Source organism: uncultured Nostoc sp., assembly GCF_964247315.1.
Lineage (GTDB): Bacteria > Cyanobacteriota > Cyanobacteriia > Cyanobacteriales > Nostocaceae > Nostoc.
Genome location: NZ_CAXTTT010000038.1, coordinates 1 through 10,786, shown reverse-complemented (window position 1 = coordinate 10,786; position 10,786 = coordinate 1). Strand labels below are relative to the sequence as shown.

General features: G+C 42.7%; 9 protein-coding genes. 6 read left to right on the top strand and 3 right to left on the bottom strand.

Annotated elements, in window-relative coordinates; translation table 11 throughout:
- From ACFE93_RS13525 to hetR, 3 genes are all read left to right on the top strand, one after another.
- The coding region (locus tag ACFE93_RS13525; RefSeq protein WP_375473774.1) for an EamA family transporter at positions 1 to 1,365 on the top strand (1,365 nt) is incomplete at its 5' end.
- 2,109 nt (positions 1,366 to 3,474) lie between these two features.
- Positions 3,475 to 3,609, top strand: coding sequence for a hypothetical protein (locus ACFE93_RS13520; protein WP_375473773.1), 135 nt, complete (start codon positions 3,475 to 3,477; stop codon positions 3,607 to 3,609).
- Positions 3,610 to 3,743: 134 nt separating this feature from the next.
- Complete coding sequence (gene hetR, locus ACFE93_RS13515; protein ID WP_375473772.1) at positions 3,744 to 4,643, top strand: heterocyst differentiation master regulator HetR; 900 nt, start codon at positions 3,744 to 3,746, stop codon at positions 4,641 to 4,643.
- 272 nt (positions 4,644 to 4,915) lie between these two features.
- Here hetR and ACFE93_RS13510 read toward each other — a convergent pair whose 3' ends face one another.
- On the bottom strand, positions 4,916 to 5,122 hold the full coding sequence (locus ACFE93_RS13510) for a hypothetical protein (protein WP_375473771.1): 207 nt from the start codon (positions 5,120 to 5,122) through the stop codon (positions 4,916 to 4,918).
- Positions 5,123 to 5,677: 555 nt separating this feature from the next.
- A complete protein-coding gene (locus tag ACFE93_RS13505) occupies positions 5,678 to 6,355 on the bottom strand; it encodes a hypothetical protein (protein WP_375473770.1) in 678 nt (225 codons plus the stop codon).
- Positions 6,356 to 6,810: 455 nt separating this feature from the next.
- On the opposite strand from ACFE93_RS13505, the gene rpsD reads away from it, so the two are divergent.
- Positions 6,811 to 7,419: a 30S ribosomal protein S4 gene (gene rpsD / locus ACFE93_RS13500; protein ID WP_298911415.1), complete on the top strand. Its 609-nt coding sequence runs from the start codon at positions 6,811 to 6,813 to the stop codon at positions 7,417 to 7,419.
- A 165-nt stretch (positions 7,420 to 7,584) separates the two neighbouring features.
- On the opposite strand, the gene moaA is transcribed toward rpsD, so the two are convergent.
- The gene (gene moaA / locus ACFE93_RS13495; RefSeq protein WP_375473769.1) at positions 7,585 to 8,574 is read right to left on the bottom strand and encodes a GTP 3',8-cyclase MoaA; all 990 of its coding nucleotides are present in this window, start codon (positions 8,572 to 8,574) and stop codon (positions 7,585 to 7,587) included.
- Between the two features lie 162 nt (positions 8,575 to 8,736).
- Here moaA and ACFE93_RS13490 point away from each other — a divergent pair, with 162 nt between their 5' ends.
- Positions 8,737 to 9,768: a hypothetical protein gene (locus ACFE93_RS13490; protein ID WP_375473768.1), complete on the top strand. Its 1,032-nt coding sequence runs from the start codon at positions 8,737 to 8,739 to the stop codon at positions 9,766 to 9,768.
- Between the two features lie 115 nt (positions 9,769 to 9,883).
- Entirely contained in the window at positions 9,884 to 10,600 is a 717-nt protein-coding gene (locus ACFE93_RS13485) for a Uma2 family endonuclease (RefSeq protein ID WP_375473767.1), read from the top strand.
- Positions 10,601 to 10,786 lie beyond the last annotated feature (186 nt).

Here is a 10,786-nt window from a genome sequence, read left to right as displayed (position 1 = left end):
AATCCAATTTCTTCTCCCAGCAAGGATTTGTCGTCAAGGGAAACGCCATCAGAACCTACTGAGGCTGTAGTTCCGCCACCAAAAGACAATGCCACCGAACCAATTTCTGTCTTAAATCAAGAATCGCCGGAAAACGAAACGAAATCAGAACCTCCGATCGCATCTTTGCTACAACCGAGAATGATCCGACCTTCTCCAAAGGATCCTAATGAACCAATTGCTGTCCGCCGTAAGAACGTATCGCAAACCAAAGCTGAATCCTCATCAACCACTGCGCTAGAAGCGCAGGTAAAAGCAAAACCCTCACAATCGCGATCGCCTAATTCCTCTGGCTTATCGACACTCCAAATCGGTTTCTTGTTGATTGTCTTATCGGCAGTGGTATCGTCGCTTTACAACGTAGCCATCAAGGTGATTTTCCACGAAGGTTCCCAGATTTTTGGAGTATTAGAGGTAGAGCAATTGCTACCGCCGACTTTGGGCAATACTCTGTTAATTTTGACGCTACGGTTTATGGTAGTCGTACCACTAATGGTACTTTTGTCTCCGATATTGCATCCAAGACTGTGGCAAGATTTGGAAAACTTGTCTGCTTCAGTCCGAGGAAATTCTACACCTGCCAATGCAGCTACCAAGCAGATTTTGGTGTTGTCAATTGTAAGTGGGTGCTTTTTGTTTTTATCTCAGGTACTAATCTACATTGCGATCGCTCAAGTCACAACTGGAATGGCGATCGCACTGTTCTTTATCTATCCAATGGTTAGCGGTCTATTTTCGTGGTTTCTGTTTCGCGATCGCCCTACTCTATTCCGCATCGCTGCGATCGCCGCGATTTGCTGCGGTGAATTGTTGGTTTTAGGGGGTTCTCCCAGCATCGGTATCGGTAATACTTCAATGGGAAGCAGCACTGCCATTCTTTCGGGTGTGGCTTTTGCTGCCTATATAATTCTGACGCGAGTCTGTGCTAGCAAACTGCATCCTGTGACTTTTACTTTAATTAACTTCACTACCATGCTGTTGTTGAGCTTTATCTGTTTGATGCTACCTTTGCCAAGCAATTGGAACTTGGTAGTAGTTGACCCCTCTAAAATGCTGGAACTGGTTTTAAGCGCGTTTATTTTGGGTGTGCTGACTCTTGCTGGCTATTTGCTCAATAATGTTGGTATTAGTAAACTAGGTGCCTCGCGATCGGCGCTCATCGGTGGTAGCATCCCAGTTTTAACCGTGATTTTCGCTGGGTTAATCATTCAAGAAAATTTGGATATTGTGCAAATTCTGGGAGTGTTATTTGTAACCTTTGGCGCGGCTGCTTTCAGCTTTGAAACAATGCGAAATCAGGTTAAACCCTCTAGTCCCACGAATTAAATGGCGAGTTTAATCAGCTTAAGGATGATGGCAGCTACTTTACCTTCCATCACTGCCAGCATCAATCCTGACGCTAATGCGCTCACTTGTAACTTCTCTAAATCATCTGTGACAAACAAGATCCCCGACTTCTTTGAGAAGTCGGGGATTTAAGTTTTTACGAATGATTTCAAAATGCTGTATAGGTGCAGATAACACAGCAGTATTCAGAAAAAATCGACTTGTAATATATTTTTAGAGATTTAGCCTGATACAGGTAGGGAAAACACGTATATGTAAACAATATGAGTAGTACTGACTCTAGCAATTGAGAACAAGTACTTGCTCAGAGAGAAGATTCATAAGGAGTTAAGACCATTGCAACACATTTTAGAAATAGAGATGAAGAAGTCGCAGAAATGTTTAGAGTACCCCGTTTTTTTGAGGCAAGCGCATCTAAATTAATTACTTTCAGTAGATCGAAAAGATTTCTAGAAGCCTTACCAACCACTCATTTCAGCCAGTGTATAAAATTCGCTGGAATCCTCTTATAATCTGCTGTTCGAGTAATTCTGTTGTCAATTAACTCTGCTGTGATCGCAAATGAACGCTTGTGTTAGTTCCAAGCCATCGGCTGAAACCCTTATTCTTCCGTCAACTTACAAAAGTTTTCGATCTACTGACTTTCGATCCCAACCAATGTAAGAACTAACGACAAAATCAGCATTTCTTGTTTAGGTTTGGGAGTTTCCAAGACTCAAAGCGATGTCTACGATAGACTGCACCTACGTAAAATCTGTATCAATAAGCAGTTCTTAATGCGACTAGTTTGGAATTTATTGAGAATATAATCCCTTTGTTGATATTAAGCAGCCGGACTGCCCGTTTTTTCGGTGTGGGAGGATAAATAAGTGGGCAAGAATAAACTAACTTATATTAAGCAATGTAAATTGGTCAAATTGCCTTATACTGAGGGCTAAAGCCTTTATTCTTCGGTTTTATTAGGTCGCTCAAGGAGAAGCCCCCAAACGCTCGATGACTTGCTAACGCTGCGCTATCGCCCTTAGCGTCTCCCTTTGGGAGAAGACAGCGCTAAGTCACTACAAATCTTTAATTATTCACACCCACTTACTAATTGTGTTTCGTAAGATGGTATCTTTATTTCTGTCGTTTTATGCAAGTCAACTTAATCTGCGATCGCCCAGACACCCAGAAAAAAAAGCTGATATCGTAGCTTGTTGCGGATTATCATCTTTTTATAGCAACAAACCATCTACGTAATTTAAATCTCTCAAATATATAAAATAGCGAGGTAAAAACAAACTTGAAAGTAGCCAATAAATTAGTTAAATCATGAAAATTTAAAATTTTTTCATGAAATAAATATAAATTTATTGCAAAAAAATCTCTAAATAATCATCGGATGAAACCTAAGATGTTTTATTATATGTATGGCTATTAACTAATCTTTTGGTTATTAGCACGAGCGCCAAAGCCTTATAGATACGCGATTTAATCGTAATTAATCGTGGCATTTTGTATCCAAAGATTAATATTAAATGATAAATGAAACTTGGATTTAGGAGTAGATATAAAAATATCATCAAACCTTGATTTAAGCAGAATATAAAATATTTAACTAGTCATCATTTATAAACTTTAAAATGCATAATTATGTTTCAAAACTAAAAAATAGTGATATGATAAGGAACAATATTTGAAAAAAAACAGGTATTTTGAAATTGGAATTATTTGCTCTACTTGATGTCTACTATCTTTCCTCAAGCCAACGGCTGATACTGCCGAGACATCACTGGAGGTTGTAAACGGAATGATAGTTCACAACGAGCTATATAGCTCAACCTCTAAATGTGGTTACACCTGGTAAGCGATTTGTTTTGAGACTATTCCCAATTATTTCTAGTCACTTGTGTACTACAAATAATTTGCCAAAGCTGAAAAAAAGCATCTTTTTCTAGCAACAAATATCCCAGATTAACTGCGCAAACTAGTTTTTACTCTGAGTCGGCATAGTGCCATAATTAGGTGTAAGCAGCTTGACATTGTTGCTCTTATAAAGATGAAAAAAACCAGAAAACTGAAAGGCTTTGTAGATTAATTGCAGCATAGTTGACTGTTGGGACAAAAACCGCCGTTAAGCTGGATTCGGTGGTGTCTCTAATTTTCCAGTTAGATGCAGAGACAGTTATAGTCACAACTACCGACTCTGCTTTTGTACCAGGAAATATTATGCGAAAATGGTAGTTTGCGCTACCACCGATATCATCGTTATCGCATACTAATATAGTTTGAAGTAAAGACAGCCTTTAGCCAGGTGTATACTACCTATTTTCACTTGATTAAAAATTGTGTAAACGTGCTATTCAATTGTCTGTAATATGAGTAACGACATAGATCTGATCAAACGTCTTGACCCCAGTGCGATGGATCAGATCATGCTTTATCTGGCTTTCAGTGCCATGCGGACGAGTGGGCACAGGCATGGGGCATTTTTAGATGCAGCCGCAACAGCAGCAAAGTGTGCAATTTACATGACCTATTTGGAGCAGGGACAAAACCTGCGGATGACAGGACATTTGCACCACCTGGAGCCGAAACGGGTAAAAATTATTGTAGAAGAAGTCAGACAGGCGCTAACAGAAGGCAAACTGTTAAAAATGCTGGGTTCTCAGGAACCTCGCTATCTGATTCAATTGCCTTATGTCTGGCTAGAAAAGTATCCTTGGCAACCGGGGCGATCGCGCGTTCCTGGTAGCAGTCTGACAAGTGAAGAAAAAAGACAAATTGAGCAGAAACTGCCAAGCAATCTACCTGATGCTCAGTTAGTTAGCTCCTTTGAGTTTCTGGATTTGATTGAGTTTTTGCACAAGCGATCGCAAGAAGAATTACCACCCGAACACCAAATGCCTTTGAGTGAAGCTTTGGGTGAGCATATCAAGCGCCGTCTGCTTTACTCAGGAACGGTAACGCGTATTGATTCTCCTTGGGGAATGCCCTTCTACGCGCTTACCCGTCCTTTTTATGCTCCAGCAGACGATCAAGAACGTACCTACATCATGGTGGAAGATACCGCTCGGTATTTCCGCATGATGAAAAATTGGGCAGAACGGCGACGAAACGCCATGCGCTTGCTGGAAGAACTTGATATCCTCCCAGAAAAAATAGAGCAAGCTATGGAAGAATTGGATGAAGTTATTCGTGCCTGGGCAGACAAATATCACCAAGACGGTGGTATTGCAGTGGTTTTACAGACGGCTTTTGGTGAAAAAGCAGATTAGTACAACTAACTGTGCAAACTGTGCAAAATTCTAAATTCCCAAAGCTGAAAAACTGACGTGAGTTTAACTAACCTCTCTCCAACTCCTCTTTGCGTTGGAGAGGAGCATTATAATGGTTTTTCATTTCTTTGAATGCTTAACTGGTCAGTGGACACTTTAGGAACAGTGCTAGATATCAAAATGCCCACAAGTGGCAGAATTGGTACTGAAGTTTGTCCGAGCGAATAGAGCGTTTGACGGAAGTTGCATTAGTGTACAATCCGCCGGAAGGTTCACGTGATATCTTTGTAGTCTGGATAAGACCGGGTGTTGGCAAAATCGAGAAGGGCAAAAAGACGGCTTTTTTGGGCTAGGTGCAGAAACTTCTTCAACCTTTCGATCATGATATAGAAACCAAAGTAAGAAATATAGTAACTATTATTGCCACAACCATATTGCGATCGCTTTTCACCGGATGTGGAAAGGGGAGATTGGTTCAAGGATGATTTGATACTGACTTGAAAATCTAACCGCAGCTAACATTTGAGTAGAGGTTTGAGATTCAAGAGTAACTCAACGCAATCGCTTGACTACTCTTTTAGTCTTGGAAATGTACTGTCTTCGTTTCCAAGGCATATTTGAACTGGTTCAATCTTAGAATAATACGCTCAATTCCAGTTTGTCGCGACTTAGGATTAGTACGACAACAGCAAGCGATCGCTTTATTTACGAGCAAACTACAGGTAATCTTTTCTTTGACGCAGATGGGATTGGTAAAGCTGCACAAGTTTAAATAGCCCAGTTCTCAAATCAGGCAATGCTGATTAATGTAAATATTACTATCATTGCCTAACGAAAGCTATATAGTCAGTAAACGGAAATTACCCAGTCAGGTTGAAGCATTGTAATATATAAGGTTGGGTTTCGCTGTTGCTCAACCCAACCTACAAATTAAAATCGGATGATTTATTTTTTGGTAGTCCCTGAATCAGGTTGGCAAATAGCCACTCTATATTCGACCTGTATTTTCAATCAATTACACAAAGCACTGTAATCTAATTAGTGCCTGGTTGGGTTGGAACAATTGGTTGGGTTGGAACAATTGGTTGAGTTGGAACAATTGGTTGGTTTGGAAATGGGGTAGTCTCTAAACTTGGACTTGAACCCGCAGGAATTATCGTTGGCGGTGTAGATGAAGATGAAGCACCGATAACACTATCATCAGCACTGATACAAGTATCTAGCGCTTGAGTAGCAAGAAAGTCGATTTGACTACGCAAGCCAACCACACATTGACCAAAGCGCACGGGTAACAAACTGCGTCCACAATAATCTAAAACTGTCGGATTAGCTTCTTCCTTAGTACTTAGGCTGACGCCAACTACACAAGTTGCTAACTCTTCAGGACGCCGAGCCTTCCCACAAGAAGAAAGCGCATCCGTTGCCGCAATTTGGGTTTCCTTATCAATTTTCACCACGCAAGCAGCCAAATCTTTTGGACGCAGTGCTGCTGCACAACCTTCTGATGCCGCTTCTGCCTTTACACCCACACTCAAAAGGCGACCAGCACAGACACTATAATCATTCCTGTAGGAGGCAGCAACAGCCACATTAGGCAAGATTGTTAAACATCCAGCTATAGCCAAAACTGGTAATGTTAAAATCCTGGAGGTGGAACTGCCTTGTTTGTTCTTCCCTTTGTTAACCACTTTTTTGATCATTGACATTGCCATTCTCCAAACACCCAAAGTTATGCTAACTCAAATATCTTAAAAATCCTCTGTAATCTAAGAATTTCGGCGGTAGTAAAGTATAGACATAATTAATTATGCCGAAAATTGTGTTAATATAACTGTTTGAAAGATAAGTAGGCAACGTAAAAAGTATTTCAGAGTAAGAATACTGCGTAAACCAATCTGATGATTGAGTAGCCTACGAAACTAAATAAACACAAAAAACTTATTGGCAGTAGTACGGCGGGACACGTCGGAATTCAAGCTTGGAAGCTAGTGTGTCGGCTCAACCGACTTCAAGCAACTGGCATAAAGGAGATGACTCTACATTGATAGGATACGTCATACCAATGTAAGCACCTTCAAAAAACCAAGAATCCGCTGATTTTTCATCAGGGGAATGTCAAAATTGAATGTTTGGGTAAAGTTTAAACAGGATTAGATTAAGGAAACTCATGTCCCGATATAGAGGGCCCCGCCTCAGAATTGTCCGCCGCTTGGGCGACTTACCAGGATTGACTCGTAAAAGCGCCAGACGGGCTTACCCACCTGGGCAGCATGGTCAGAACCGCAAGAAACGCTCTGAGTATGCTATCCGTCTAGAGGAAAAGCAAAAGCTTCGCTTCAACTACGGTTTGACTGAAAAGCAATTGCTCCGCTATGTGCGGAAAGCCAGACGTGTTACTGGTTCTACCGGACAGGTGTTGCTGCAATTGCTAGAAATGCGCTTAGATAATACCGTTTTCCGCTTGGGTATAGCGCCGACTATCCCCGCAGCTCGCCAACTAGTGAATCACAGTCACGTAACTGTTAACGGTCGTGTGGTGAATATTGCCAGCTACCAATGCCGCCCTGGCGAAGTAATTGCCGTCAGAGATCGGGCACAATCACGGAAGTTGGTAGAAGCTAACTTGCAATATCCCGGTTTGGCCAACCTCCCCAGTCATTTGGAGTTTGACAAAAATAAGTTGGTTGGTAAAGTTAACAGCGTTATTGAGCGCGAATGGGTGGCATTACAAGTTAATGAACTACTTGTGGTGGAATACTATTCACGACAAGCTTAATAGTCATTTGTCCTTAGTGAGCTAGTGCGATCTTCTCCCAAAGCGAGAGGCTAGCGCCAAGGGGGTTTCCCCCATGAGTAACTAGCGTTAGCGACGCAGGAGCGTCACCCGAAGGGTCATTTGTCCTAAGTTCTTTGCAAAGGACAAATGACAAATAACCAATGACTACCCGCCAATCTGTGACATGGTGCGAGTATATGTACCTAAATTGTTGCCAGAATCGCGTTGTTTAAAGTTAATTTCTGGCTTGATTCCGAGTAAATGTCTAACCTGCTCTTGTAATTGAGCGGTGCTGACACCAGAACGCAGAGCAGTTTTTAAATCTATTTGACCAGTTTCGTTTAATAAACAGGGGCGCAGCCAGCCATCAGCACTCAGGCGCATCCGGTTACAACGATCGCAAAAACATTCCGACATCTGACTAATAAATCCCAGTGTCCCCTTCGCACCGGGAATTTGAAAGACATCAGCAGGGCCAGCACCACGAACTTGTGATTCTGTCAAGCCCCAGCGATCGCGGATAGACTCTCGTAAATCGGCTGAAGATACCCAACCGCGATCGCCAAATAAATGCACATTGCCAATGGGCATAAATTCAATAAATCGAACGTGCCACTGTTTATCAATTGTCAGAGCGGCTAAATCTAAAACTTCGTGGTCATTAACGCCAGGAATTACCACCACATTCAGCTTCAGTGGGTCGAATCCGACTTGATGGGCAGCTTGAATCCCCTGCCAAACTTGTTGCCAACGAGAACGCCCCTGATTACCAATAATTCGATCGAAAATGTCGGAATCGAGAGAGTCCAGACTAATATTAATTCGTCGCAGACCAGCATTGTAGAGGTTTTGTGCCATCGGAGCCAGCAAAAACCCGTTAGTGGTCATTGAGAGGTCTTGAGTTTGGGGTAAAGTTGCGATCGCCCTTACCAAATCCACCACACGCGGACGCAATAAGGGTTCACCCCCAGTCAACCGAAACCGCTTAAAGCCTACTGGAATAAATACTTCTTGAATTAAGGTGAGCAATTCCTCATCAGTTAACAGCTGTTGCTTGAGAATATAATCCAGTTCTACTCCCTCTGGCATACAGTACTGACAACGAAAATTGCAGCGATCGATTAAGCTAATGCGGAGGTAGTCTACCTGGTTCATCGTTTTATTTTTATTGTCTCTGATTAATTAAAGACTTTACAAAGGTGGTTTACCCCTTCCTACTATCTTTGTTGTAACTCAAAATACTGCACTCACCCTTAAGTGAGAGTCCACAGATTGTGGCATAATAAGCCGATCGCATCCACTAGTTAGTCATCAATCGTGCAAGACACCGACTCCATCAACGACCTTGCTGCTGCTTTACTACAGCCAGCCGATATCAGCTTTGAACTGCCCGATCCAGAAGATGAACAGATTCTAGAATCAGATTTTCAACAGCAGCTAGAAATAGCTTGGCAGGTATGCGATCGCTTTGATTTGCAAACTGAAATCTGGCGGGGGCGAATTTTACGGGCGATACGCGACAGAGAAAAAGTGGGTGGTGACGGACGCGGTACTGGCTTTCTGCGATGGCTAAAAGAGCGGGAAATCAGCAAAAGTCAAGCATACTCCTGGATTCAACTGGCGAATAGTGCCGATACTCTCATTGAAGACGGTAAACTTGACCCAGGTTCTGTGAACAACTTCAGTAAACGGGCATTTGTCGAAACCTCCAAAGCAGTCCCAGAAGTACAACAGATGGTGAGTGAAGCCGCCCAAAAAGGCGATCGCATCACTAGGCGGGAAGTGCGTCAACTCAATGATGAATGGACAGCCATGTCCTCAGATTTATTACCCGAAGCAGTCAAAGAAAAAGCAGCAGATAACACCCTTCCCCCGCGCTACATTGCCCCCCTGGTGAAGGAAATGGAAAAACTGCCAGAATCGCATCAAAAGTTTATCCAAAAGGAAATAGCTGCCAATCCTGATGTGGATACCCTGAAACAGGTAACTAGCGAAGCGCGTAACTTGGCTAAATATCTTAAAGGAGCGGCTCAAGTTCAGGCGCTAACGCAGGAGAATGTTGATATTGAAACAGCCTTAGAAGAAGCCCAAAGGGTCGGCTGTTTGAGCATTGCTGCTGATTTGGTAAATCAAGCATCGCAAATTGAACAAACGATCGCTAAATTGTACATGACTTGGAAACGGATCGGTAATTTAGCAGATCGATTATATGTAGATACTGGCGCAAGTACACCCAACTTGCGATCGCTCCTCACTTGCTTGGAACCTCTAGGTGGTGAAATCATGGAATTGCAACTTAGTGGTGCGACTGAACACACTGTTCGTTTGCAAATTCAGGAGACGAATTAGGGAGTGGGGAATTGGACGACATTGGTTATTTCTCCCTCATCTCCATGCTCCCCCTACTCTCACAAGCAAAAAGTTGTGCGACATAATAGCAATAGCCACCTGATTCCAGGTTTTTATGTCAACCACCATCAGTGAACCCATTGTCACTTGGGAAAAGTTACCTGATGACTTTCCTTTACCCGATGAGCCTGTGGACAACATCAGTCAGCCAGCGGTCGCATTTGCCCTCACTGAAAGCTTGGAACTGGCAGGGTTAATTCAGCCTCAAATACTTATTGGTACAAATTTTGGGATTTGTGCAACTGTAGATGGCAAGTTGGTGATTAAAGCCCCAGATTGGTTCTATGTCCCTTCTGTGTTACCGACAGTTCCACCAAACCAAAACCGTCGTAGTTATACCCCGAAGCTAGAAGGAGAAGTTCCGGCGGTCGTCATGGAATTTTTGTTAGAGACAGAAGGTAGTGAGTACTCAATTAAAGCTAAGTACCCACCTGGTAAGTGGTACTACTATGAGCGTATTCTCCAAGTCCCCATCTATGTAATTTTTGAACCAGAGGCGGGGTGGGTGGAAGTCTATCAACTAGGTGCTTCAGGGCAATACGAACTCCAGCAACCGAATCAGGATAGACAGTATTGGATTGCCAGCATTGGGCTGTTTTTAGGAATTTGGCAGGGTGTGAAAGTAAATCGCACTGGCTATTGGTTGCGCTGGTGGGATGAAGCTGGACAATTGCTGCTGTGGGGAGCAGAACGGTTACAACAAGAGCAGCAATTGCGATCGCGCATGGCCGCGAAGTTACGAGAATTAAACATTGATCCAGAGACTGTTTAACCTATACCAATTAGGACTTAAACAGAAGAAATCCCCCAACCCCTTTAAAAATATCTAGTGAGAGGTTGAGTAGAGCAACAGCAAAACGCAACATCGGCGAACCCAATTGTTATTTCGGCGAACGCATTTGTTATTTCGGCGAACGCAATTGTTATTTCGGCGAACGCAATTGTTATTTCGGCGAAC

Excerpts from the sequence above, each read along its gene's own strand:
- ACFE93_RS13505 (WP_375473770.1), bottom strand. The coding sequence starts at position 6,355 with ATGGCAATGTCAATGATCAAAAAAGTGGTTAACAAAGGGAAGAACAAA.
- hetR (WP_375473772.1), top strand. The coding sequence starts at position 3,744 with ATGAGTAACGACATAGATCTGATCAAACGTCTTGACCCCAGTGCGATG.
- moaA (WP_375473769.1), bottom strand. The coding sequence starts at position 8,574 with ATGAACCAGGTAGACTACCTCCGCATTAGCTTAATCGATCGCTGCAAT.
- ACFE93_RS13485 (WP_375473767.1), top strand. The coding sequence starts at position 9,884 with ATGTCAACCACCATCAGTGAACCCATTGTCACTTGGGAAAAGTTACCT.
- rpsD (WP_298911415.1), top strand. The coding sequence starts at position 6,811 with ATGTCCCGATATAGAGGGCCCCGCCTCAGAATTGTCCGCCGCTTGGGC.